Annotated in this window: 20 protein-coding genes and 3 pseudogenes; 16 read left to right on the forward strand and 7 right to left on the reverse strand. The window is 71.8% G+C overall.

Annotated features, from left to right (window positions below; translation table 11 throughout):
- Nucleotides 1-17: 17 nt before the first annotated feature.
- The gene (locus tag ACZ7MY_RS00455) at nt 18-1,106 is read left to right on the forward strand and encodes a LacI family DNA-binding transcriptional regulator (protein ID WP_499598221.1); all 1,089 of its coding nucleotides are present in this window, start codon (nt 18-20) and stop codon (nt 1,104-1,106) included.
- A gap of 37 nt (nt 1,107-1,143) precedes the next feature.
- On the forward strand, nt 1,144-1,986 hold the full coding sequence (locus tag ACZ7MY_RS00460) for a phosphatase PAP2 family protein (protein WP_499598224.1): 843 nt from the start codon (nt 1,144-1,146) through the stop codon (nt 1,984-1,986).
- Nucleotides 1,987-2,007: 21 nt separating this feature from the next.
- Here the strand turns inward: ACZ7MY_RS00460 and ACZ7MY_RS00465 are convergent, their stop codons facing one another.
- Nucleotides 2,008-4,968, reverse strand: a complete 2,961-nt coding sequence (locus ACZ7MY_RS00465; protein ID WP_499598226.1) for a bifunctional [glutamine synthetase] adenylyltransferase/[glutamine synthetase]-adenylyl-L-tyrosine phosphorylase — start codon at nt 4,966-4,968, stop codon at nt 2,008-2,010.
- 227 nt (nt 4,969-5,195) lie between these two features.
- On the opposite strand from ACZ7MY_RS00465, the gene ACZ7MY_RS00470 reads away from it, so the two are divergent.
- From ACZ7MY_RS00470 to ACZ7MY_RS00485, 4 genes are all read left to right on the forward strand, one after another.
- Entirely contained in the window at nt 5,196-7,514 is a 2,319-nt protein-coding gene (locus ACZ7MY_RS00470) for an N-acetylmuramoyl-L-alanine amidase (protein ID WP_499598229.1), read from the forward strand.
- 189 nt (nt 7,515-7,703) lie between these two features.
- Entirely contained in the window at nt 7,704-8,603 is a 900-nt protein-coding gene (locus tag ACZ7MY_RS00475) for an alkaline phosphatase family protein (protein ID WP_499598231.1), read from the forward strand.
- Between the two features lie 5 nt (nt 8,604-8,608).
- On the forward strand, nt 8,609-9,868 hold the full coding sequence (locus tag ACZ7MY_RS00480; RefSeq protein WP_499598233.1) for an MFS transporter: 1,260 nt from the start codon (nt 8,609-8,611) through the stop codon (nt 9,866-9,868).
- 23 nt (nt 9,869-9,891) lie between these two features.
- A complete protein-coding gene (locus ACZ7MY_RS00485; protein ID WP_499598235.1) occupies nt 9,892-10,911 on the forward strand; it encodes a TolB family protein in 1,020 nt (339 codons plus the stop codon).
- 22 nt (nt 10,912-10,933) lie between these two features.
- Here ACZ7MY_RS00485 and ACZ7MY_RS00490 read toward each other — a convergent pair whose 3' ends face one another.
- Both ACZ7MY_RS00490 and ACZ7MY_RS00495 read right to left on the reverse strand, forming a co-directional pair.
- Nucleotides 10,934-11,356, reverse strand: a complete 423-nt coding sequence (locus ACZ7MY_RS00490) for a TOBE domain-containing protein (protein ID WP_499598237.1) — start codon at nt 11,354-11,356, stop codon at nt 10,934-10,936.
- Nucleotides 11,357-11,450: 94 nt separating this feature from the next.
- The gene (locus ACZ7MY_RS00495) at nt 11,451-11,876 is read right to left on the reverse strand and encodes an ATP-binding protein (protein WP_499598239.1); all 426 of its coding nucleotides are present in this window, start codon (nt 11,874-11,876) and stop codon (nt 11,451-11,453) included.
- A 181-nt stretch (nt 11,877-12,057) separates the two neighbouring features.
- On the opposite strand from ACZ7MY_RS00495, the gene ACZ7MY_RS00500 reads away from it, so the two are divergent.
- Both ACZ7MY_RS00500 and glpK read left to right on the forward strand, forming a co-directional pair.
- Nucleotides 12,058-12,825 (forward strand): IclR family transcriptional regulator, encoded by a 768-nt coding sequence (locus ACZ7MY_RS00500; protein ID WP_499598241.1) that lies wholly within the window; start codon nt 12,058-12,060, stop codon nt 12,823-12,825.
- 104 nt (nt 12,826-12,929) lie between these two features.
- Nucleotides 12,930-14,444, forward strand: a complete 1,515-nt coding sequence (gene glpK, locus ACZ7MY_RS00505) for a glycerol kinase GlpK (protein WP_499598244.1) — start codon at nt 12,930-12,932, stop codon at nt 14,442-14,444.
- On the opposite strand, the gene ACZ7MY_RS00510 is transcribed toward glpK, so the two are convergent.
- The gene (locus ACZ7MY_RS00510) at nt 14,422-15,333 is read right to left on the reverse strand and encodes a PhzF family phenazine biosynthesis isomerase (RefSeq protein ID WP_499598246.1); all 912 of its coding nucleotides are present in this window, start codon (nt 15,331-15,333) and stop codon (nt 14,422-14,424) included. The two genes, glpK and ACZ7MY_RS00510, sit on opposite strands and share 23 nt — an antisense overlap.
- Nucleotides 15,334-15,428: 95 nt before the next feature.
- On the opposite strand from ACZ7MY_RS00510, the gene ACZ7MY_RS00515 reads away from it, so the two are divergent.
- The 4 genes from ACZ7MY_RS00515 (at nt 15,429) to ACZ7MY_RS00530 (ending at nt 18,178) form a co-directional block, all read left to right on the forward strand.
- On the forward strand, nt 15,429-16,328 hold the full coding sequence (locus ACZ7MY_RS00515; RefSeq protein ID WP_499598248.1) for a LysR family transcriptional regulator: 900 nt from the start codon (nt 15,429-15,431) through the stop codon (nt 16,326-16,328).
- Nucleotides 16,329-16,437: 109 nt separating this feature from the next.
- Entirely contained in the window at nt 16,438-17,217 is a 780-nt protein-coding gene (locus ACZ7MY_RS00520) for a hypothetical protein (RefSeq protein ID WP_499598249.1), read from the forward strand.
- 16 nt (nt 17,218-17,233) lie between these two features.
- A complete protein-coding gene (locus ACZ7MY_RS00525; protein WP_499598251.1) occupies nt 17,234-17,482 on the forward strand; it encodes a hypothetical protein in 249 nt (82 codons plus the stop codon).
- A gap of 267 nt (nt 17,483-17,749) precedes the next feature.
- Nucleotides 17,750-18,178 carry an Imm1 family immunity protein gene (locus tag ACZ7MY_RS00530; RefSeq protein ID WP_499599309.1) on the forward strand — a complete coding sequence of 143 codons (429 nt, stop codon included), beginning with the start codon at nt 17,750-17,752 and terminating at the stop codon, nt 18,176-18,178.
- Nucleotides 18,179-19,076: 898 nt separating this feature from the next.
- On the opposite strand, the pseudogene ACZ7MY_RS00535 reads toward ACZ7MY_RS00530, so the two are convergent.
- A pseudogene (locus tag ACZ7MY_RS00535) lies at nt 19,077-19,163 on the reverse strand (glutamine synthetase); the annotation flags it as partial.
- A gap of 150 nt (nt 19,164-19,313) precedes the next feature.
- Between ACZ7MY_RS00535 and ACZ7MY_RS00540 the strand changes: the two are divergent.
- Together ACZ7MY_RS00540 and ACZ7MY_RS00545 are read left to right on the forward strand one after the other, a co-directional pair.
- Nucleotides 19,314-19,787 carry a DUF4240 domain-containing protein gene (locus ACZ7MY_RS00540; RefSeq protein WP_499598253.1) on the forward strand — a complete coding sequence of 158 codons (474 nt, stop codon included), beginning with the start codon at nt 19,314-19,316 and terminating at the stop codon, nt 19,785-19,787.
- Between the two features lie 152 nt (nt 19,788-19,939).
- A complete protein-coding gene (locus ACZ7MY_RS00545; protein ID WP_499598255.1) occupies nt 19,940-20,089 on the forward strand; it encodes a hypothetical protein in 150 nt (49 codons plus the stop codon).
- Here the strand turns inward: ACZ7MY_RS00545 and ACZ7MY_RS00550 are convergent.
- Nucleotides 20,090-20,335: pseudogene (locus ACZ7MY_RS00550) on the reverse strand (helix-turn-helix domain-containing protein); the annotation flags it as partial.
- On the opposite strand from ACZ7MY_RS00550, the pseudogene ACZ7MY_RS00555 reads away from it, so the two are divergent.
- Nucleotides 20,216-20,884, forward strand: a pseudogene (locus ACZ7MY_RS00555) (tyrosine-type recombinase/integrase); the annotation flags it as partial. The pseudogenes ACZ7MY_RS00550 and ACZ7MY_RS00555 sit on opposite strands and share 120 nt — an antisense overlap.
- A 55-nt stretch (nt 20,885-20,939) precedes the next feature.
- On the opposite strand, the gene ACZ7MY_RS00560 reads toward ACZ7MY_RS00555, so the two are convergent.
- A complete protein-coding gene (locus ACZ7MY_RS00560) occupies nt 20,940-22,301 on the reverse strand; it encodes a glutamine synthetase family protein (RefSeq protein WP_499598257.1) in 1,362 nt (453 codons plus the stop codon).
- 270 nt (nt 22,302-22,571) lie between these two features.
- On the opposite strand from ACZ7MY_RS00560, the gene ACZ7MY_RS00565 reads away from it, so the two are divergent.
- The gene (locus ACZ7MY_RS00565; RefSeq protein ID WP_499598259.1) at nt 22,572-24,329 is read left to right on the forward strand and encodes an NAD+ synthase; all 1,758 of its coding nucleotides are present in this window, start codon (nt 22,572-22,574) and stop codon (nt 24,327-24,329) included.
- Nucleotides 24,330-24,362 lie beyond the last annotated feature (33 nt).

Genomic DNA, 24,362 nt, shown 5'->3' on the forward strand with positions numbered 1-24,362 from the left:
CGGTACAGTCCAATCCTGTGACCGCAAGGCTTGCCGACATCGCAGCCCAGGCGGGGGTGAGCGAAGCGACGGTCAGCCGTGTCCTCAACGGCAAGCCAGGTGTCTCCGCCGCCACCCGTCAGTCCGTGCTGGCCGCCCTCGACCTGCTGGGGTACGAACGGCCCGTGCGGCTGCGCCAGCGCAGCGCGGGCCTGGTCGGGCTGATCACGCCCGAGCTGGAGAACCCGATCTTCCCGGCCTTCGCGCAGGTCATCGGGCAGGCCCTGACCCGGCAGGGGTACACGCCGGTGCTGGCCACCCAGACGCCGGGCGGCTCGACCGAGGACGAACTCGTCGAGATGCTCGTCGAACGCGGCGTCGCCGGGATCATCTTCGTCTCCGGCCTGCACGCCGACTCCACCGCCGACGTGGCGCGCTACGACCGGCTGCACGGCCAGGGCGTGCCGTTCGTCCTGATCAACGGCTTCTCCGCCAAGATCAAGGCGCCGTTCGTCTCGCCCGACGACCGCGGTGCCATGCGTCTGGCCGTCACCCACCTGGCGGCGCTCGGCCACGAGCGCATCGGCCTCGCGGTCGGGCCCAAGCGGTTCGTCCCCGTGCGGCGCAAGATCGAGGGCTTCCTGCGCAGCATGGAGGAGGTGCTCGGCATACCCGCCGACGAGGCGGCCGAGCGCATCCAGCACTCGCTGTTCACCCTCGAGGGTGGTCAAGCGGCCGCCGCCGGCCTGCTCGAAGCGGGCTGCACGGCCGTGGTGTGCGCCTCCGACATGATGGCGCTGGGCGCCGTCCGCGCGGCACGGCAGCAGGGGCTGTCCGTCCCCGGCGACGTCTCGGTCGTCGGCTTCGACGACTCCCCGCTGATCGCCTTCACCGATCCGCCGCTGACCACCATCCGGCAGCCGGTCACGGCCATGGGCCAGGCCGCGGTGCGCGCGTTGCTGGAGGAGGTCGGCGGTACCCCGGCCCCGCACAGCGAGTTCGTCTTCCTGCCCGAACTGGTCGTACGCGGTTCGACGGCATCAGGTCCCAAGGCGGGGGCAGCCGTACCCGTACAGCAGTCGGCCGGGAGGCGTACGCGGGATGCACAGAATCCCACCGGGGGTTGATCGGGCGGCACCGGACCGCATGGCAGACTATCGCCCCATGGGGGAATCGACCGCGAAGATCATGGCCCACCGCAGTGACGGCGTACCACCGCGCTCCATCGATTCCCGTGACCCCGATGGAGCGACGACGGGCAACGGACTACTGGCACCACGCCGGCCCCGGCTGTGGTTCGAGATCCTGCTGATCGCCATCAGCTACTGGATCTACTCGCTGGTGCGCAACGCCGTGCCCGAGCAGCAGGACGACGCCATGCGGAACGCCAGCCACGTCTGGGACCTGGAGCGGTCCCTCGGGCTCGGCTTCGAGCACGCGCTCAATCATGCCGTGAACTCCGTAACGTGGCTCATCGTCGGGATGAACTATTACTACGCGACCCTCCACTTCGTCGTCACCCTGACGGTGCTCGTCTGGCTCTTCCGGAGGCATCCCGGCCGCTACGCGCCGACCCGGCTCGTCCTGTTCGTGACGACCGGCATCGCGCTGCTCGGCTACTACTTCTTCCCCCTGGCGCCGCCCCGGCTGATGGAGGGCGGCGGCTTCGTCGACACCGTGAAGATCCACCACACCTGGGGGTCGATGGCCTCGGGCGACCTGGCGCACGTCTCCAACCAGTACGCGGCCATGCCGTCGATGCACATCGGCTGGTCGCTGTGGTGCGGCATCACCGTCGCCATGCTCGCGCGGCGGGCGTGGGTGCGGGTGCTGGGGGTGCTCTACCCGGTCGTCACCCTGCTCGTCATCGTCTCCACCGCCAACCACTTCTGGCTGGACGCCGCCGGCGGCACCCTCTGCCTCGGTGTGGGCTTCGCCGCCTCCTGGGCCGTCTACGGCGGTCTCGCCTACCGGTTGCCGCGCCAGGTCAGGGTCGCCACGGCCTAGCCGGGCCGTGACGTCCTCCGGCTACGTGCCGTAGAAGAGGCGCTCGACCACCGCGCGGGCCCGGCGCGTGGCCCGGCGGTAGTCCTCCACCATGTCGCCCACGTGCCCCGGCTCGTAGCCGAGGTAGCGCCCCACCGCGGCCAGTTCCTTGCCGTCGCCGGGGAAGGTGTCGCCGGCCCGGGCCCGGACGAGCATGACGGCGTTGCGCATCCGGCTGGCCAGGATCCAGGCGGCGTCCAGGACCTCGGCGTCCTCGGCGGGCACCAGTCCCGCCGCCGCGGCCGCGGCCAGCGCCGGCCGGGTCCGGGTCGTCCGCAGCCCGGGAACCTGTGCGCCGTGCCGCAGTTGCAGCAGTTGCACCGTCCACTCGACGTCGCTGAGCCCGCCCCGCCCCAGCTTGGCGTGGGTGGTCGGGTCCGCGCCGCGCGGCAGCCGCTCGGACTCCATGCGGGCCTTGAGCCGGCGGATCTCGCGCACCGCCTCCTCCGGCAGCCCCTCGGCCGGGTAGCGCAGCGGGTCGACGAGGCCGATGAAGCGGGCGCCCAGGTCCTCGTCGCCGGCGACCGGTTCGGCGCGGAGCAGGGCGTGGCTCTCCCAGACCAGCGACCAGCGACGGTAGTAGGCGGCGTACGAGCCCAGGGTGCGCACCAGCGGTCCGCTCTTGCCCTCGGGGCGCAGGTCGGCGTCGATCAGCAGCGGCGGGTCGGTGGTGGGGATCTGCAGCAGCCGGCGCAGCTCGTTGGCGACCTTGAGCGCGGCCTTGGCGGCCCGGTGCTCGTCGACCCCCTCGTACGGCTCGTGGACGAACAGGACGTCCGCGTCCGATCCGTAGCCCAGTTCGCGCCCGCCGAAGCGGCCCATGCCGATGACGGAGAACCGGGTCGGCAGGGGCTCGCCGTCGGCCGCCTCGACGGCGTTGACCGCGGCCTGCAGGGCACCGGTGACGGCGGCGGCGTTGAGGTCGGTGAGGGCGGCGCCGATCGCGTCGGGGTCGTCGCGGTGGACTCCGACCAGGTCCGCGGCCGCGGTGCGGAACAACTCGCGGCGACGCACCCCGCGGACCGCGGCCACGGCCTGCTCGGCGGTGTCCGCGCGGTGGACCGCGGCCAGCACCTCCTGGTCCAGGGCACCGCGGGTGCGCGGCTGGAGGCCCTCGTCGTCGGCGAGCAGGGCCACCGCCTCGGGGGCCCGCATGAGCAGGTCCGGGGCGAGCCGCCCGGAGGACAGCACCCGCGCGAGGTTGACGGCGGCGGCGCCCTCGTCCCGCAGCAGCCGCAGGTACCAGGGGGTGCGGCCGAGGGCGTCGCTGACCCTGCGGAAGCCCAGCAGTCCCGCGTCGGGGTCCGCGGAGTCGGCGAACCAGCCGAGCAGCACCGGCAGCAGGGTCCGCTGGATGGCGGCCTTGCGGCTGACCCCCGAGGCCAGCGCCTCCAGGTGGCGCAGGGCGGCGGCGGGATCGGCGTAGCCGAGCGCCTCCAGGCGCTGCTTGGCCGCGTCCGTGGACAGGCCCACCTCGCCGGGGGCGAGCTGGGCGACCGCGTCGAGCAGCGGACGGTAGAAGAGCTTCTCGTGGAGGCGGCGGACCTCGCGGGCGTGCCGCCGCCACTCCCGCTGCAGCTCCGTGACCGGGTCCGCGCGGAAGCCCAGGGAGCGGCCGAGCCGCCGCAGGTCCGCAGCGTCCTCCGGCACCAGGTGGGTGCGGCGCAGCTTGTGGAGCTGGATGCGGTGCTCCATCGTCCGCAGGAAGCGGTACGAGGTGTCGAGCGCCGCCGCGTCCGCGCGCCCCACGTAGCCGCCGGCGGCGAGCTGGGACAGCGCGGTCAGGGTGGTGCCGCTGCGCAGCGACGGGTCGGTGCGGCCGTGCACCAGCTGGAGCAGCTGCACCGCGAACTCCACGTCCCGCAGGCCGCCGGGGCCGAGCTTCAGCTCGCGGTCCAGGTGGGCGACGGGGATGTTCTCCACGACCCGGCGCCGCATCTCCTGGACGTCCTGGACGAAGTGCTCGCGCTCGGCGGCCTGCCACACCATCGGCGACAGCGCCTCGACGTACTCCTGGCCCAGCGCCGGGTCGCCGGCGACCGGGCGGGCCTTGAGCAGCGCCTGGAACTCCCAGGTCTTGGCCCAGCGCTTGTAGTAGGCCAGATGGCTGGAGAGGGTGCGCACCAGCGGGCCGCGCCGGCCCTCGGGACGCAGGTTGGCGTCGACCTGCCAGATGCTGCCCTCGACGGTGGTGTCGGAGCAGATCCGCATCATGTGCGAGGCCAGCCGGGTGGCGGCCTGCAGCGCCTTGGCCTCCTCGGCGTCGGGGCGGGCCTCGGCCACGAAGATGACGTCGACGTCGGAGATGTAGTTGAGCTCGTGGCCGCCGCACTTGCCCATGCCGATCACCGCCAGCCGGCACAGTGCGGCGTCGCCCGGCGCCTCCGCCTCGGCCATGGCCAGGGCGGCGCGCAGCGTCGCGGTCGCGAGGTCGGCGAGCTCCGCCGCGGTCTGCACGAGGTCGCTGGTGCCGCACACGTCGCGGGCGGCGATGCCCAGCATGCAGCGCCGGTAGGCCACCCGCAGCGACTGCGGGTCGTCGGCCCCGGCCAGTCCGCGCTCGAACTCCGTGGTGCCCGGGTGCAGGTCGGCGTGCTCGTAGGTGACCAGGGCGTGCCAGTCGAGCGGGTGCCGCGTCAGGTGGTCGGCCAGGGCGACGGAGGCGCCCAGCACCCCGAGCAGCCGGTCGCGCAGCGGCTTGGCCGTGGTGAGCGTGTCGAGGAGGGTCCGCCGTTCCCCGGGGTCGAGGGCCTCGACGAGCCGTACGAGTGAGGCGAGCGCCTGGTCGGGGTCGGCGGTGGCGCCCAGCGCGTCGAGCAGGACCGGGTCGCTGCGGACCTCGGCGAGCTGCTCGCCGCCCAGCAGCGCCTCGGCGGCCACGGCGTCGCTGAAGCCGTGCCGCAGCAGCCTCCCGAACCTGGTGTCCCGTCGCCCTTCCAGCACGCCGCCCGCCTTTCCCGGTGCTCCCGGCCGGCCCGATCCGCCCTAGAGAGAGTATCCACCCGGCCCCGGCTCTGTTACCTGGCGGTATGCCCGCTTTCAGGGTGATCGTCCGGCGGTGTGAGGGTGCTCAGGTCCTTCTGGTATAAAGCCTTGCTGATTCAGAGGTTTAAACCATCAACCAACGGTGCCCACGGGATCCAGGGGTGGGACGGGGCGGGGAAGAGAACATGCGGCGAATACGTCTGCGCGGGCGTGCCTGGCTCGCGGTGGGGGCGGTCGTACTCGGAGGCGCCGGTGTCATCACCGCCGCGTCCGTGGCGAGCGGCCCGGAGGGGACCGCCTCGTCGGCACCCTCCAAGGGGCCTGTTCCCAGCGCGGTGCAGTCGGTCGACCTCAAGGGCGAGGGCGGCGAGCGCACCGTGGCGCAGCGCGACACGGACACCTTCGGGCTGCTCGGCGTGACGTGGGACGACCCGCGCACCGAGCTGGACGGAACCGTCCAGGTGCGCACCCGTTCGGTGAAGACCGGCCAGTGGTCCGACTGGCACTCGGTGGACCCGCACTACGACGACGCACCGGACCCGAAGACCGAGGGCGCCACCCGGGGCGGTTCCGCCCCGCTGTACGTGGGCCTCTCCAACGGCGTCGAGCTCAAGGTCGCGTCGGAGGACGGCGCCTCGGGCACCCTCCCGAAGGGCCTCCAGCTGGAGCTGGTGGGCGACGCCAAGAAGAGCGGCAACGATGTCGCGATGGCGCCCGTCGCCTTCGCGGCGGACGCCGAGGAGACCACGACCCCGCCCGCCGATCCCTCGGCGACCGGCACGCCGGCCGACTCGGCCACGCCGGATCCTGACGTCTCCTCCTCGGACGACACCGCGGTCCCGTCGACCTCGGCGCCGGAGAGCACCCCGCCGGCCGGCTCCTCGGCCTCGGCGAGCGCCACACCGAGCACGTCCGCGAGCACCTCCACCTCGCCGTCGCCGAGTTCGACCCGGCCGACCGCTCCCGCCTCCACCGTGGCCAAGCCGGCAATCAAGCTCCGCAAGGACTGGGGCGCCGACGAGTCCAAGCGCGAAGCCGGGGACCCGCCCTACGCGGACAAGGTGAACGTGGTCTTCGTCCACCACACGGACACGGCCGCCGACTACGACTGCGCCGACTCGGCCTCGATCGTGCGCTGGATCTACGCCTACCACCTGTCGCAGGACTGGCGCGACATCGGCTACAACGCCCTCGTCGACAAGTGCGGCACCATCTTCGAGGGCCGCTTCGGCGGCCTGGACCTGCCGGTCATCGGCGCGCAGACCTACGGCTTCAACACCCGCAGCTGGGGCATCGCCGCCATCGGCACCTTCCAGGTCATCAAGGGCGTCCCGGCCACGCCGATCTCCTCCAAGATGCTCGGCTCGATCGCCGCGCTGTCCGCCTGGAAGCTCGGCCAGTACGGGATCAACCCCAACCCCGGCACCAAGTCGCAGACCCTGGTCGAGGGCGCGGAGGACAGCCCGCCGTGGGTCTACAAGAAGTCGTACACGTTCAACCCGATCTCCGGGCACCGCGACGGCTTCGCGACCGCCTGCCCCGGCCAGAACCTGTACGACAAGCTGGCCACGATCCGCTCGTACGCGGCCGGCGTGGCCGCACCGACGCTCAACGGCGTCAGCGGCGCCACGCTCTCCGGCTCCTCGTACTACACCAAGGGCACAGCGACGGTGGCCTGGAAGGAGACCACGCCGACGGCCGTCATCAAGCGGTTCGAGGTCCTGGTCGACGGCAAGGTCGCGGCCACCGCCAAGTCCACCGCGCTCTCGGCGCCGATCACGGTCGCCGCGGGCAAGCACACGGTGGCCGTGCGGGCGGTGCACAACAACAACAAGACCGCGACGTCCGCGAGTTCGTACAGCGTGGTCGGTGACACGACCAAGCCGACGTTCACCACCGCCCCCTCGGTGAAGATCCGCAACGCGACGGTGTCCAGCACCTCCGTGCCGGTCTCCGTGACCTGGAAGGCCACCGACAGCGGCGCGCTCAAGAGCGTCGCGGCGACCGCCCCCAGCACGGCGACCTTCGGCCCGACCACCACGGCGTGGAGCACCACCGGCAAGGTGAACACCGCGGTCACGTACGGCCTGAAGGCCACCGACGCGGCCGGCAACTACACGACCGCCTCGGTGAGCCGCACGGCGGCGATCCTTCAGGAGACCTCGGCGACGAAGACCGGCACGTGGTCGGCGAAGAGCAGCAGCAGCTACCTCGGCGGCAAGTCGCTCACCTCGTCCTCCAAGAACGCCAGCCTGACCTGGACGTTCACCGGCCGCTCGGTCGGCTGGGTGGTCTCCCGGGCCTCGACCTCCGGCCAGGCGTACGTCTACGTCGACGGGGTCAAGACGGCCACGGTGGACCTCAAGTCCTCCACCACCGCCTACCGTCAGACGATCTGGTCCAAGGCGTGGACCACCAGTGCCAAGCACACGCTGAAGATCGTCGTCGTCGGCACCTCCGGCCGCCCGGCGATCACCACGGACGGCATCACGTACGTCAAGTGACGGCCTGACAGCAAGGGCCCGGGGAACGCGAATCCGCGTTCCCCGGGCCTTTTACCTGTGCTTGACCTCAAGATCCAAAACGTAGGGACCGTTCCCCGGACCTTCACTTCGGCGGTGCTTCGGGCGTCCACGTCCCCCTCCTAACCTGGCGCGGCGCCACTCCCCGTCCCCCCTTCACGGAGGTCCGCCGTGTCCGGCTGGTCCCTGCCCCGCCCCCGTCGCACCGTCACCGCCCTCACGTCCGTCCTCGGCGTCGCCGCCGCCTCCCTCGGCCTGTGGGCCGGGCTCGGCGGCTCCGAGACCGCCCACGCGGCCGGCAGCGTCCCGAACCCCGACCACGTGGTCGTGGTGATGTTCGAGAACCACGCCTACAACCAGGTCATCGGGAGCTCCAGCGCCCCCTACATCAACAACACCCTGAAGGCCGGCGGCGCCAACCTGACGCAGTCGTACGGCGTCACGCACCCGAGCCAGCCCAACTACCTGCAGATCTTCTCCGGTGGCAACCAGGGCGTCACCGACGACGGCTGCTACACCCCCGGCTTCAGCTCCAAGCCCAACCTGGCCTCCGAGCTGATCGCCGCCGGCAAGAGCTGGGCCAGCTACAACGAGACGCTGCCGAGCCAGGGTTCGACCACCTGCAGCAGCGGCACCTACGCCCGCAAGCACAACCCGTGGTTCGCCTTCAGCAACGTCCCGACCTCGACGGCGAAGACCTTCGCGCAGTTCCCGACCGACTTCACCACCCTGCCCAAGGTCTCCTTCGTCACGCCGAACCTGTGCAGCGACATGCACGACTGCTCGGTCTCCACCGGTGACACGTGGCTGAAGAACAAGCTGGGCGCCTACGCGACCTGGGCGAAGACCCACAACAGCCTGCTCGTCGTCACCTTCGACGAGGACAACCGGCTGAGCGGCAACAAGATCGCGACCGTGCTGTACGGCCAGCCGGTCAAGGCCGGTTCGTCGTCCGCGACGACCTACAACCACTACAACGTGCTCCGCACGCTGGAGGACCTGGCGGGTCTGAGCACGCACGCGGGCAACGCCGCCTCCGCCTCGGACATCACCGGAATCTGGGCGAGCTGAGGCCGGTGTACGTCGCGGACAGCCGCGGCGGAGCCGGCACCGGGGTCCGGGACGCGTCGCGTCCCGGACCCCGGGCCACCGCCGTCGCCCCCACCGTCCTCGTCCTGGGCACCGTCAGCCTGATCACCGACGTGTCGTCGGAGATGGTCACCGCGGTGCTCCCCCTCTACCTCGTCGCCGGACTCGGCCTCTCCCCCCTCGGCTTCGGTCTGCTCGACGGCGTCTACAACGGCTTCAGCGCCCTGGTGCGGCTGGCCGGCGGCCACCTCGCCGACCGGGGCGGCGGCCGGCACAAGGCGGTCGCGGCCGTCGGCTACGGCCTGTCGGCGCTGTGCAAGCCCGCGCTGCTGCTGGTCCACAGCCTGCCCCTGATCGGTGCCGTCCTCGCCGTCGACCGCACCGGCAAGGGCCTGCGCACCGCGCCGCGGGACGCGCTGATCTCGCTGTCCTCCGCGCCGGAGACGCGCGGGCGGGCCTTCGGCGTGCACCGCGCCATGGACACCGCCGGGGCGCTGCTGGGGCCGCTGGTGGCCTTCCTGATCCTGCGGCAGGCCGCCGAGGGCTACGACGCCGTCTTCACGGTGAGTTCCTGCGTGGCCGCCGTGGGCGTGCTGGTGCTGCTGCTGTTCGTGCCGGGCGGCCGCGGCGGGGCTCCCACCGCCGAAGTGCCCGCGTCCGCGGACTCGCCCCGGCCCACGCTGCGTGCCTCCCTGGCGCTGCTGCGCCGCCGGGACGTGCGGCGGCTGACGGTGTGCGCGACGCTGCTGGGCCTGTCGACGGTCAGCGACTCCTTCGTCTACCTGCTGCTCCAGCACCGGCTCGGCGTCCCCGACCGCTGGTTCGCGCTGCTCCCCCTGGGCACCGCGGCGGCCTTCCTGCTGCTCGCGATGCCGCTGGGGCGGCTGGCCGACCGGATGGGCCGCTGGCGGATGTTCCTGGCGGGGCACGTGGCCCTGCTCGCCGCGTACGGGCTGCTGCTCGCGCACGGCCCGGTGTACGTCGTCCTGCTGCTGCACGGCGCCTTCTACGCCGCCACGGACGGGGTGCTGATGGCCGCCGCGTCCACCGCCGTACCCGAGGAACTGCACGGCGCCGGGCTCGCCCTCGTCCAGACCGGGCAGGCCACGGCCCGCTTCGCCGCCTCCCTCGCCTTCGGCGCCGCCTGGACCGCCTGGGGCGACCGCACGGCCCTCACCGCCGCCGCGCTGGCACTGACGGTGTGCGCGGTCTGCGCCGTGTACCTGCGTCCGGCGCCGAGTTCCTAAGCCCCCCCGAGGAAAGGCCCCCCATGAACACCCGCAGCCGTCTGTTCGTGCTGCTCGCCGCCGTGGCGGCGCTGGCCGCCGTCGCCGCCGTCTCCGTGCTGCGCGCCGCCGACCGCGCGGCGGAGAAGGACCGCCCGCAGGCCGGCGGCCCCGCGGTCACGTCCGGGACGGTGACGCTGGCGCCGGACGCGCCCCGCATGGTGTTCCGCAACATGGCCTGGGGCCCGCACCGGGACGAACTGGCCACCGTCCCGGCCGGCAGCCCGGGGGCCGCGCGCACCGCCTCGGACGTCAAGTGCCTGCGCTTCCACGCGGCCGCCGGCACCGGCATCTGCCTGCAGTCGGTCAAGGGCGCCGTCCAGGACAGCTACCGTGCCGTCGTCCTGGACGCCCGGCTGCACGAGCTGCGCAGCTTCCCCCTCGCGGGCATCCCGACCCGGGCCCGCGTATCGCCCAGCGGGCGCATGGTCGCCTGGACGGTGTTCGTCGGCGGCGACTCCTACGCGGGCACGAACTTCTCCACCCGCACGTCCGTCCTGGACACCCGAACCTGGGCCCTGGTGACGAACCTCGAGGACTTCCGGATCACCAAGGACGGCCGGCCCTACCACGCCGCCGACGTCAACTTCTGGGGCGTGACCTACTCCGACGACACCCACTTCTACGCCACCCTCGGCACCGCCGGCCGCACCTACCTCGTCCGCGGCGACGTCGCGGACCGCTCGGTGCGGACGCTGCGCGAGAACGTCGAGTGCCCCTCGCTCTCGCCCGACGGCACCCGGCTGGTCTTCAAGAAGCGCGTCGCGGGCCTCTCCCCCGACGCTCCGTGGCGGCTGTACGTCCTGGACCTGGCCACCATGCGCGAGACCCCGCTCGCCGAGCGGCGCAGCGTCGACGACCAGGTCGTCTGGCGCGACGACCACACGCTCGTCTACGCCCTCTCCGGGGACTTCGGCGCGGACCTGTGGACGGTGCCCGCCGACGGCACCGGCTCGGCCCGCCGCATGATGACGGCGGCACTGGCGCCCGCGTACCTCGGCTAGGGCCCCGGCGGGCACCGCCCGCTCAGGTCGCCAGGGACACGTCGGTCGCCTTGACCAGCGCCACGACGTCGGCACCCTCGGCGACCCCCAGCTCCTCCAGGGCCTCCCGGGTGATCACGGACGTCAGCTCACGACCGCCCCCGAACGCCACCCGCACCGTCGCCACCGCCCCACCCGCCGTCACGGCCGTCACCGTCCCCGGGATCCGGTTGCGGATGCTGATCCCGCGCACCGGAGCCGTCGCCAAGGACACCTCCGTCGCCTTGATCAGCACCGTCACCCCGCCCCCGGGGATGATGCCGAGCTCCCGCACGGCCTCGGCCGTCACGGCCGCCGTGAAGTCCGGCCCCCCGCCGTCGAGGCGGACGGTGACCACGGCCATCACCTCGCCCGGGACCACCGAGGCGACCTTGCCGTCGATCTGGTTGCGAATGCTCAGTGCCATGAGCGGCACCGTAAGCCCGCTCCCGGCGCGGCGCGCGGAACGACCCGCCGCCCGCTCCGGGCCCGGGCGGCGGTACTGCCCCGCCGGCGGCGGCTCAGGCGGTGACCAGGTCCGCCCAGCGGGTGACCCCCGCGCAGTCGGCACGGATGCCGTGCCGTGTCGAGAGGGCGCCCACGATGCCGAGGCCCCGGCCGTGCTCGTCGGGGTCGGTGGAGCCCCCCGGTAGGCACGGACGGGCCGACGGGCCCGCGTCGGTCACCTCGATGTGGAGGGCGCTGTGCCCGTCGACCTCGGTCCAGCAGATGCGCAGGGAGGCGGGGCCGTCGGCGTGGACGATCGCGTTCGTGGTGAGCTCCGAGATCACCAGCAGCGCGTCCTCGGCGACCTCCGGGCACAGCTCCCAGTCCGCCAGCACGCCCCGTACCCGTCGGCGCACGACGGACAGGGCACCCGGGATGTGCGACAGCGCGCAGACGTGCACGTCCTCGCGCTGCGACATCGTCTCGGGCTCTGCCGCCATGGTGTCCTCCTCCCGGGGGAGTCCTGCCGGGTGGACTCCCGGACCTGGACGAAAGCTTCCGAGACGGGGCATCGCGGGTCAATGAATCGGGGTCGTCATTGTCGAACGCCGCCTTCGCAGGCCGAACGACCTGCGGAAACGCGCTGATGCCCATCGCCGTTGCCGGGGATAGCATCGACGTATGGCCGGCCCGCTCCAGTCCATCGAACGGGCGGCGGCGATCCTCAGGCTCCTGGCCGGCGGTCCCCGCCGGCTCGGGCTGGGCGAGGTGGCCGCCTCCCTCGGGCTGGCGAAGGGCACGGCCCACGGCATCCTGCGGACCCTCCAGCACGTGGACTTCGTCGAGCAGGACCCGGCGACCGGGAAGTACCAGCTCGGGGCGGCCCTGCTGCACCTGGGCACCAGTTACCTGGACGTCAACGAACTGCGGTCGCGGTCGATCAACTGGGCCGACGCCCTGGCCGCCCGCAGCGGCGAGGCGGTGCGCCTGGGCACCCCGCTGGAGGGCCAGGTCCTCGTCGTCCACCACGTCTTCCGGCCCGACGACAGCCTGCAGACCCTCGACGTCGGAGCGCTGCTGCCGCTGCACGCCTCCTCGCTCGGCAAGATCCTGCTGGCCTACGGAGCGGCGCCGCTGGAGCCGCTGCTGAAGGAGGAGCTGGAGGCGTACACGCGGCACACCCTGGTGGTCCCGGAGGACCTGTCGCGGGCCCTGGCCGAGGTCCGCGAGCAGGGCTGGGCGGCGGAGGTGCAGGAGATGTCGATGGGCGAGGCCGGGGTCTCGGCGCCGATCCGCGGCTCGGGCGGCCTCGTCGTGGGCGCGATCGGCCTGTCCGGCCCGGTCGAGCGGATCTGCGACACCAAGGGCCGCCCCCTGGCGTCCCTGGTCACGCTGCTCCGCGAGGCCGCTCGGGCGATCTCCAGAGACCTGGGCGCCGCCCGCTGGTGAGGCCCGCCCGCGCCCCGGACACCGCCCCGGACACCGCCCCGGACACCAAGGACACGGCGAACGCGACGAAAGCAACGGAAAGCATCGGAAAGCAGGCCCCGAACATGGTTGAACGGTATGTGTTGTCCATCGACCAGGGCACCACCTCCACCCGATGCATCCTCTTCGACCACCGGGGCCGCCTGGTGTCGGTCGCCCAGCGCGAACACCAGCAGCACTTCCCGCGGCCCGGCTGGGTCGAGCACGACGCCCTGGAGATCTGGCGCAACCTCGAGCGCATCGTGCCCCAGGCGCTGTCCTCGGCCGAGATCGCGGCGGACGAGGTCGCCGCGATCGGCATCGCCAACCAGCGGGAGACGACCGTGCTGTGGGACCCGAGGACGGGCGTGCCCTTGGGCCGGGCCATCGTCTGGCAGGACACCCGTACCGCGCCGCTCGTCGAGCGGCTGCGCAAGGACCCCGGCGACGGCTTCTTCCTGGACCGCTGCTGCCTGCCGCCCTCCACCTACTTCTCCGCGCCGCGGATCCGCTGGCTCTTCGACGAGGTGCCGGGGCTCGAGCAGCGGGCCCGCGACGGCGAGCTGCTCTTCGGGACGATGGAGACCTGGCTGATCTGGAACCTGACCGGCGGCGTCGACGGCGGCCTGCACATCACCGACGCCACCAATGCCAGCCGCACCATGCTGATGAACATCCGCTCACTGACCTGGGACCAGGACCTGCTGGACTTCTTCGGCGTCCCCCGCGCGATGCTCCCGGAGATCCACGCCTCCGCCGAGAACTACGGCGCGGCCCGCACCGTCCTGCCCGGGGTCCGCATCACCGCCGCCCTGGGCGACCAGCAGGCGGCACTCTTCGGCCAGACCTGCTTCTCGCCCGGCGAGGCGAAGTGCACCTACGGGACCGGCAGCTTCCTGCTGCTCAACACCGGTTCCAAGATGATCAGGTCGCGGCACGGACTGCTCTCCACCGTCGCCTACAAGATCGACGACCAGCCGACGGTCTACGCCCTGGAGGGCTCGATCGCCGTCACCGGCTCGCTGGTGCAGTGGTTCCGCGACCGCCTCGGGCTGATCAGCAGCGCCCCGGAGATCGAGACCCTCGCCCGCACCGTCGAGGACAACGGCGGCTGCTACATCGTGCCCGCCTTCTCCGGTCTGTTCGCCCCGCACTGGCGCAGCGACGCCCGCGGGGTCATCGTCGGCCTCACCTCGTACATCACCAAGGGGCACCTCGCCCGGGCCGTCCTGGAGGCCACGGGCTGGCAGACCCGCGAGGTCGTCGACGCCATGAACGCCGACTCCTCGATCGGGCTGAAGGAGCTCAAGGTCGACGGCGGCATGACCGCGGACAACCTGCTCATGCAGTTCATCGCCGACGTCCTCGACGTCCCCGTGGTCCGGCCCATGGTCGCCGAGACCGTGTCCCTGGGCGCCGCCTACGCCGCCGGCCTGGCCTCCGGCTACTGGCCGGACCTGAAGGTGCTGCGGAACAACTGGCACCGCGCCGGGCAGTGGCTGCCCGACATGGACCCCGGGCGCCGCGAGGCCGAGTACGAGAACTGGCAGCGTGCCGTCGAGCGCTCCATCGGCTGGATCAGACAGCCCGGGGCGCCGTGACTGCGGGCGCGGCCTCCGCCGCCCCGGGCGCGGCCAGGGGGACCGCCCGGCCGGTGACCCGTACCCGCGGGTCCCGGGGGTCGACGTCCACGACCAGTTCGCTCGGGCGGCCCATGTCCTCGCCCTGCCGCACCACCACCCGGGCCGCCTCCGGCACCAGCCCGAGCTCCCGCAGGCAACCGCCGAACGCCGCGGCGGCCGCGCCGGTCGCCGGGTCCTCGACGACCCCGCCCACCGGGAAGGGGTCGCGGGCGTGGAATCGGTCCTCGGCCTCCCGCCAGACCAGGTGGACCGTGGTCCACCCGTGGCGGCGCATCACCGCGGCCAGGCCGTCGAAGTCGTACGCGAGGTCGGCCAGCCGGGCCCGGCGGGCGGCGGCCAGCACGAGGTGGTGGACCCCGCCGAAGGCCACGTGCGGCGGCAGCGCCGGGTCCAGCTCGTCCCGCGCCCAGCCCAGCGCGGCGAGCGCCGGGTCCACCTCGGCGTCCGTGGCCGGGCGGGAGCGGGTGGGCACGCTGGTCAGCGTGGCGCGCGTCCTGCCGTCCCCGTCGACGGCCGTGAGCACCGGGATCTCGCCCGCCCGGGTGTCGAGGACCAGCTCGCCGGGGCCGACGCGCTCCGCGAGCGCGACGGCGGTCGCGACGGTCGCGTGGCCGCAGAAGTCGACCTCGGCGAGGGGGCTGAAGTAGCGCACGGCGAACCGGCGGCGGGCGGGGTCCGCGGCCGTGACGAAGGCCGTCTCGGAGTAGCCGACCTCGGCGGCGAGCGCGAGCATGCGCCGCTCGTCGAGGCCCGAGGCGTCGAGGACGACGCCGGCCGGGTTGCCGCCCGCGGGGTCGGAGCTGAAGGCGGTGTAGCGCAGCACGTCGGTACGGGTTCCGGTGGTCATGCCGTCCACGCTGCCACACCGGGTGTCATCGAAGGAAACGATGGTTCTTCATCGCTTCGATTGATGGCACCGATCGCAGCCGCTACGGTCGGGCCGTGGACACCCGACTGCTCACCACCTTCCTCACCCTGGCCAGGACGGGGAACTTCACCGGCGCGGCGGCCGAGCTGCACCTGTCGCAGTCCACCGTCACGGCGCAGATCAAGTCCCTGGAGAAGGAACTGGGCGTACGGCTCTTCGACCGCATGCCGCGCGGCGCCCGGCTCACCGGCGCCGGACGGCGCCTGGTGGCGGAGGCCGAGGACGTCCTCGAGGCGGAGACGCGCCTGCGCGGCACGGCGGCCGGGGACGCCCGCTCCGGAGGGACCGTCGTCCTCGGCGCGGGGGACACGCTCTGCTTGACGCACGTGCCCCGGGTCGTCGCCGCCCTGCGCCGCACCCACCCCGGCATCGACGTCCACCTCCACCCGGCGGGCACCGAGGCGGCCGTGGAGGGGCTGCGGGCCGGACGGCTCGACGCCGCCCTGCTCCTGGAGGACCAGGTCGCCCTGCCCGACATGACCGCCCGGCCGCTCGCCGCCGAACCGCTGGTCCTCATCGCCGCCCCGGACCACCCGCTCGCGGTGTCCGGCCGGCCGCTCACCTGGCAGGACCTCGCCGGGGAGACCTTCTTCCTCCACGAGGAGGGCTGCTCCTACAGCGACCGCGTCGCCCGCGAGCTCCTCGCCGTCCACGACGCCGTCCACGACGCCCGGCCGCGGCTGACCCGGTTCGGCAGCAGCGAGGCCGCCCGCAACTGCGTCGCCGCGGGCCTCGGCCTCGGCGTCCTCCCCCGCGCCACCGTGCGCACCGCCCTGCGCGAGGGCACCCTCACCGCCGTCACGGGCCCCCACCTCCCCGACGTGCCCGTCCAGCTCGTCCGCCGGCGCGGCCGCTGGACCTCCCCCGCCATCCGGGCCGTCCTCGACGCGCTGACCGCGCACTTCGCGCGGTAGGGCGGCCCGCCGGGTGCGCGGGAGCCGCTGCGGGCCGTCCGTGCGTCAGGCGCACAGGCTGTGGAAACCCGGCACGTACGAAGTCCCGCAAGCCCGGTTGAATGTGCGGGTGACGAAGTGGGAGCACCAGTACGCCGCCCATCCCCCCGAGCGCGTCCCAGCGCTCCTGGACCGGGTCGAGGCCGGGACGGGGACCGCGGAAACCTGGCGCGAGCTGTGGAACCTGCTGTGCGTCGACGGGGAGACCTTCGTACCCGGGAGCCCCGCTGCGCTGCCGCGGCTGGTCGCCCTGGCCCGGAGCGAACCGGCGGCGCTGGCCATCGCCGAGGCGATCGTGTGCAACGCGATGACGGACGACGAGGGCGAGCGCATGTTCGTCGAGAGCGCCGACGCCATCGAGGAACTCCGCGAACTGGTCGACCGGCGTCTGCGGAAGCGCCCGGCCGGCTTCGTCCAGGGCTTCCGCACCCTCCTGGCGATCGCGGGGCAGTTCCACTGGAGCGCCGCCCTGGGCGACTTCAGCGACGACTTCTACGAAATGGCCTGCCCGCACTGCTCCCTGACCGTGACCGTCGCCATCGGCGGTCACGGTCGCTACTCCGCCTACCGGGACTGGGACGCGGGCGACATCGACCGGCGCGACCTGCGGCCGGCGACCGTCGCGGAACTCGACGGCACGGGCCGGTGGATGCACGACCTCGCGGTCCGTGACGGCCAGGACCAGGTGGCCGAAGGCATCACGTACCTCATGGGCCGCGCGGAATGCCCCCGTTGCGCCGGCGTCTTCCGCATCGCGGACGAGTACGCAGCCGCCAACCTCCCCCCGATGCCCTCGCTACGGTGCCTCGGGGACGGCGACCCGGTCCGGACCAGGGCCGGCGAGAGCTGATCAGGGGGAAGCCACGGTGCCAGGAGATGAAGTGGTCAGGGCCCTGCTGACCGCGGTGGCGACCTTGGAGGACCTCGTCCAGGTGGGGCACGACGCACACACGGCGTTGAGCACCCTGGAAGGCATCGCCTCGGAGCTCGGCCGGATGGGCCCAGAGGAACGCCGCTGGTTCCTCAACGCACTGGAGCGCGTCGCGGCGGACGAGCCGGACCAGGCCACGTGGATCCTGGGGCTCCCGGACGCACTGGGCCTCGACCGCCCCTGACCAACGCGGCGCGGCATCCCGCTGGACCGCAATGCTTGACCCGCCCGCAATTCCGCCGCCCCCGGCACCGGGCATGCCGGGGCCCCGAGCGGGCAACGCCCCCCGCGCAGCACGGTTGGCGCCGGGGGACTTCAGCCGTCCAGCCTCCTCCCGGAGCTGCGATGATCTCCCCGGACTGCGCCACGACGGAAGAGGGTGGGGAGGACGTGCGGCGAGGTGGATCCAGTGAGTGATCACCGGTTGGAGGCGCGGTACCGCCTTGGTGACATGCAGGACCCCGTTCTGATTTCCACATCGGATGACGTGGATCGCCTCATCGACGCTCTGCTGGCGGGGCCGAGAACCCATGACGCAGTGCACATCGTGTCGAGGGCTCGACCTCTGATGTGGTTGGGATTTCCGGACCATGAGCTCTACGTCGGTGTCAGCTGGGATCACCAAGTGGGCGCGTTGAGTCTCTCGCTGCCGGAAGTCGGACACATCGCTTCCGTGGGTTCCCCTGGATCCCGCAGTGGGGTCGCATACTGTGTCGCCGGGCATTGGACCGAATTTCCCGATCATTCCGAGGTTCCCTTGGCACTCGTCCGAGAGGCCGTCAACGAGTTCTTGCTTTCCGGGGGAAATGTTCCGACGTGCCTCGCGTGGAAGCCCTTTGACATTCCCAGCGAAGGCGTCGAGGGCGACCCCTGGGCATGACGCCTGCATGGCATGGGCTGCGCACCGAGGCCCGGACTCCCCACACCTCGGGGACGAACGGGGCCACGCCACGCAGTCAGCGCCTCGTGCTCTCGGGGCCGCTCAGCCCGACCGCTTGGCTCGGCGAGCCTGCCGGCGCTTCCGGGATTTCTCCCCGAGGCTGCCGCCGGCCATCGCCACCAGCGTGAAGCAGACGGAGCCCGTCCACCCCATGGGGTCGTCGTCGATGGCCCTGCTCAGGAGCGAGAACAAGACGGTGGATACGAACCACCCCACTGCGAACGACCCGATCACAGGCCAGGTGGGCCACCACTTACGCACCTTCGGAGCCTATCCGCCCCGCGCTCACGCCAGCCGCCCGGTCCCTGCCCAGGCGTGGGAGGATGCCGTCCATGACATACATCCGAAGGGGCCGTGCCGCGTAGAAGACCGGCTTCGCTTCGGCCTCGGGATCGCGGGCGGGGAAGCCCCTGGATTCGCTATCGCGATGTCCCCGGTCTGTCCGGAGCGACGAACGCTGCCATCCGCGTGCTCGAACGGGAGCGGTTGCGTCCGGGCATCGTGTCGGTGGCGCTGAGTGTGTGGTCGGTACGCGTCCACGGCACCAGGCGCTGGTGGAGGCCCTGGGAGGCCGAGTTCACCTGCCCATGCTGTGGCGAGGGCTGGGCTCGGGACAAGCTGCAACAGGCTCTGCTTCTCCTACCGTCGACCGCCGCCGCCGAACTCCGTTTGCGGGTCGAGCGCCTGGACGCGGTCCTGCTCCGACGAACGCACCACGAGCCCCTGGCAGACCCGGATGTGGCGTGGTGGCACCACAGGTGCTGACCACGTCCGGGCCCGCAGCGTCGCGCTGCCGGCCCGGATCGCATCGTCCTCGGAGAACCCCGCTGGCCTGCGGCTACTGGTTCGGGAGGTTCTTGCGGAGCTCGAAGGCCGTGACCTCGGAGCGGTACTCCTCTCACTCCTGCTTCTTGTTGCGCAGGAAGTGAATCGGGCTTCCGCCGACCTGCGATTGCCGGGGCGAGCATCCCTGTGATCTGCGGAAACCCGTCAACGGTTGTCAGCGTTGGCCGTCCCTGGGTGCCCTCGCACGGCCCACAGACGGCCCAGGAACGCCAGGTCGTACGCTCTGGCCATGATGATGACCTGGGCTGACTTCTGGGCATTGATAGGAACCCTGGGTGGCAAGCCTGATGAAGCTGGTTGCCGCCGTCTTGCTGCAGACCTGAGTAAACGCCCCGTTTCCGACATCCAAGGCTTCGCCGAACGCCTGGCCGAGGCTTTGTACCGTCTGGATCAAGAGAAGTTTGGCACCCTGCCGGTCGCCGACCTGACGCTGCGAGACGGTGAAACCCTCTCACAATCCGCAGACAGCTTCCTGTACTCACGCTGTGCCGTAGTGGCTGCCGGTCAATCCGTCTGGGAGTCCGTGTTCTTCGACGTCGACCAGTTCGCCCCCTACACCGCCCCTGCGCGCGGCGGCGAGTTGCTCCTCTATGTGCCTGATCAGGCCTACGAGCTGGCAACCGGCAAGGAGTGGGATCGGCCCACTCGCTACTGCTTCGAGACCTTCTCGAATCGGGACGGCTGGCCACACCTGCAAGCCTGAGCTCGGCGGAGCCCCAGTGGCTGCCTGCCTGATCTGCAGGTCAGCCTAAGCTGCCTGGACCGTTCGCGCCGCACTGCAGAGTTCGCGAGGACGCTTGCTAGGCAGCCCCACCGGCGGGCGATGATCTGCCCGAACAGGCTTCCCAGCGTCGGGTGCCCGGTGAGAGCGACGCGCAGCCCGTCGAGGTCGTTGCTCTGCGGCTGCTGCTCGGGCGCGGGTTCGGGCGCGATCTCGGCTTCCGGGCGCAGCTCACGCGCCGGCACCCCGAGGGCGTCAGCGAGGGCCTGGAGCACCGACAGTAGCTCGATCGGCTGGACCCCGCGCTCGACTTGGGAGACCCAGCTTCCGGAGCGGCCCATCTCGGCGGCCAGGTCGCGCTGGGACAAGCCTCTCTTGCGGCGCAGCTCGGCGACGCGCTGACCCACGGTGCCGCGCTTCCCGAGCGGTACCAGGCCATTGTCGATATCGGATGCGGGTGTGGCTTGCGACAGGGCGAGATCTTCGGTCTCGCGACGGAGGCGGTCGTGTTCGAGAGCGCCTGGCTGCACATCGCCTGCCAAGTCAAGGTCGTCAACGGGCATCTCGTCTTCGCTCCGCCGAAGCGAGGCAAGGAACGCGACGTACCTCTGCCTCGACACGTGGGACATGCGCTCAGATGGCACCAGGAGACGTACCCGCCCGTCCCCGTATCCCTGCCGTGGCTGCGGCCGGACGGGGAGCCCGTGACGAGACTGCTGTTCTTCTCGCTGCGAGGTGGCGGGGCGGTCCGCCGAACCGACTTCAACACCCGAGCATGGAAGCCTGCACTCGCCGCTGCCGGGCTAATCCCCATCCCTGTGGACGGCGCCCGGTACGAGTCCGCTCGCGAGCACGGCATGCACGCGCTGCGGCACTTCTACGCCTCCGTGCTCCTGGACGCAGGCGAGAACGTCAAAGCCCTGAGCAGCTACCTCGGTCACACCGACGCGGGGTTCACGCTTCGCGTCTACACGCACCTCATGCCGAGCAGCGAGGGACGGACACGCCGGGCCGTCGACAGACTCTACGAAGCAGCGGACCCGGCGCCAGACGGCCCACAGACGGCCCAGAGCGAATGAGACGACTCCGGGCCGACAGCATCGCGCTGCCGGCCCGGATCGCGTCGTGCGGGGGCTACAGGTTCGGGAGGTTCTTGCGGAGCTCGAACGCCGTGACCTCGCTCCGGTACTCCTCCCACTCCTGCTTCTTGTTGCGCAGGAAGAAGTCGAAGACGTGCTCCCCCAGGGTCTCGGCGACCAGCTCGCTGCGCTCCATGAGGGTGATGGCCTCGCCCAGGTTCTGCGGCAGGGGCTGGATGCCGAGGGCGCGGCGCTCGCCGTCGGAGAGGGCCCAGACGTCGTCGTCGGCGCCGGGCGGGAGCTCGTAGCCCTCCTCGATGCCCTTCAGGCCCGCGGCCAGGAGGACGGCGTAGGCGAGGTAGGGGTTGGCGCCGGAGTCGAGGGAGCGGACCTCGACCCGGGTGGAGCCGGTCTTGCCGGGCTTGTACATCGGGACGCGGATGAGCGCGGACCGGTTGTTGTGGCCCCAGCAGATGTACGAGGGGGCCTCGCCGCCGGCGCCCGCGGTGCGGTTGGCGCCGCCCCAGATGCGCTTGTACGAGTTGACCCACTGGTTGGTGACCGCGGAGATCTCGTCGGCGTGCCGGAGCAGGCCCGCGATGAAGGAGCGGCCGACCTTGGACAGCTGGTACTCGGCGCCGGACTCGTGGAAGGCGTTGCGGTCGCCCTCGAAGAGGGAGAGGTGCGTGTGCATGCCGGAGCCGGGGTGCTGACTGAAGGGCTTGGGCATGAACGTGGCGTTCACGCCCTGCTCCAGCGCGACCTGCTTCATGACCAGCCGGAAGGTCATGACGTTGTCGGCGGTGGACAGCGCGTCCGCGTACCGCAGGTCGATCTCCTGCTGGCCGGGGGCGCCCTCGTGGTGGGAGAACTCCACCGAGATGCCCATCGACTCCAGCATCGTGATGGCCTGGCGGCGGAAGTCCTGGCCCACGTTCTGCGGGGTGTGGTCGAAGTACCCGGAATTGTCGGCGGGCACCGGCACGGTGCCGTCCAGCGGCAGGTTCTTCAGCAGGAAGAACTCGATCTCCGGGTGCGTGTAGAAGGTGAACCCGAGGTCGGAGGCCTTGGCCAGGGACCGCTTGAGGACGAAGCGGGGGTCGGCGTATGACGGCGAACCGTCCGGCATGAGGATGTCGCAGAACATCCGGGCGGTCCCGGGGGCCTCGGCGCGCCACGGCAGGATCTGGAAGGTGCCGGGGTCGGGCTTGGCGATCATGTCCGACTCGTACACCCGGGCGAAGCCCTCGATCGCGGACCCGTCGAAGCCGATGCCCTCGTCGAAGGCCTGCTCCAGTTCGGCCGGCGCCACGGCGACCGACTTGAGGTAACCCAGCACGTCGGTGAACCACAGCCGCACGAATCGGATGTCGCGCTCCTCGAGGGTGCGGAGCACGAACTCCTGCTGCTTATCCATAGCTATCCAACCTCACAGGTCATGGGGCCTGTTGTCCGTGCCGACTCGAACGAGGGCCGGACCAGTATCGCGCGACGGGGTTACCGGCCTGTTTCGGCGGCCGCCGGGACCGCCGGACACCCCTCGTCACCATTGTGATGCACCCTTGCGATCTTGACACAGGGGGACGACCCCGGAAAGGCCCGTCCGCCACGGCGCACGGGGCCGAGTGCGCGACTCCACAGGCGCCGCCCACGACATCGCGTCGATTTGACGATTACACTGGGTCGCGTGCCTCAACTTCGCCTCGCCCTGAATCAGATCGACTCCACCGTCGGCGACCTCGCCGGGAACGCGGAGTCGGTAGTGCGCTGGACCCGGCACGCGGCCGAACAGGGAGCCCACCTCGTGGCCTTCCCGGAGATGGCGCTGACCGGGTACCCCGTGGAGGACCTCGCGCTGCGCTCCTCCTTCGTCGAAGCCAGCCGTGCCGCCCTGGAGGCCCTCGCCGAGCGCCTGGCGGCCGAGGGCTTCGGGGAGCTGCCGGTGGTCGTCGGCTACCTCGACCGCAGCGAGAAGGCCCAGCCCCGCTACGGCCAGCCCGCCGGCTCGCCGCGCAACGCCGCCGCCGTGCTGCACGGCGGGAAGGTCGTGCTCAAGTTCGCCAAGCACCACCTGCCGAACTACGGCGTCTTCGACGAGTTCCGCTACTTCGTGCCCGGCGACACCCTCCCGGTGATCCGCGTGCACGGGGTCGACGTCGCCCTCGCCATCTGCGAGGACCTGTGGCAGGACGGCGGCCGCGTGCCCGCCGCCCGCACCGCCGGCGCCGGGCTGCTGCTGTCCGTCAACGCCTCCCCGTACGAGGTCGCCAAGGACGACACCCGCCTCGACCTGGTGCGCAAGCGGGCCCAGGAGGCCGGCTGCACCCTCGCCTACCTGGCCATGATCGGCGGTCAGGACGAGCTCGTCTTCGACGGCGACTCGATCGTCGTCTCCGAGGACGGCGAGGTGATCGCCCGGGCCCCGCAGTTCGAGGAGGGCTGCGTCCTGGTCGACCTGGACCTGCCCGCCGCGGACACCACCAAGGTGCCGGGCGGCATCGCCGACGACGGCCTGGAGATCGAGCACGTCACCCTCTCCGCCGAGCCGCTCCCGGCGTACGAGCCCGAGGTCCGCGGCGGCGAGGCCCCGCGGCTCGGCGACGACGAGGAGGTCTACACCGCGCTGGTCGTGGGCCTGCGGGCGTACGTCGCCAAGAACGGCTTCCGCTCCGTGCTGATCGGCCTCTCCGGCGGCATCGACTCCGCGCTCGTCGCGGCCATCGCCTGCGACGCGGTCGGCGCGGCCAACGTGTACGGCGTCTCCATGCCGTCGCGGTACTCCTCCGACCACTCCAAGGACGACGCCGCCGAGCTGGCCCGGCGCACCGGGCTGAACTACCGCACCGTCCCGATCGGGCCGATGTTCGACGCCTACATGGCGTCCCTGGGGCTGACCGGGCTGGCGGAGGAGAACCTCCAGTCCCGCCTGCGGGGCACGACGCTCATGGCCATCTCCAACCAGGAGGGGCACATCGTCCTGGCCCCGGGCAACAAGAGCGAGCTGGCGGTCGGCTACTCCACGCTGTACGGCGACTCGGTCGGCGCGTACGGGCCGATCAAGGACGTCTACAAGACGACCGTCTTCCGCCTCGCGCGCTGGCGCAACCAGGCCGCGGCGGAGCGCGGGCAGACCCCGCCGATCCCCGAGAACTCCATCGCCAAGCCCCCGAGCGCGGAGCTGCGGCCCGGCCAGGTCGACACGGACTCCCTGCCGGACTACGACGTCCTGGACCAGGTGCTGGCGATGTACGTCGACCAGGACAAGGGACGCGACGCGATCGTCGCCGCCGGGTTCGAGGGGGAGCTGGTGGCGAAGGTGCTGCGGATGGTGGACACCGCGGAGTACAAGCGGAGGCAGTACCCGCCGGGGACGAAGATCTCGGCGAAGGGGTTCGGCAAGGACCGCAGGCTGCCCATCACGAACCGCTGGCGCGAACACGTGTGACGCTGCGCTGACGGTCCGGGGCCGGTGGTTGCG

The sequence above is a fragment of the Streptomyces sp. NPDC111520 genome (assembly GCF_055635295.1).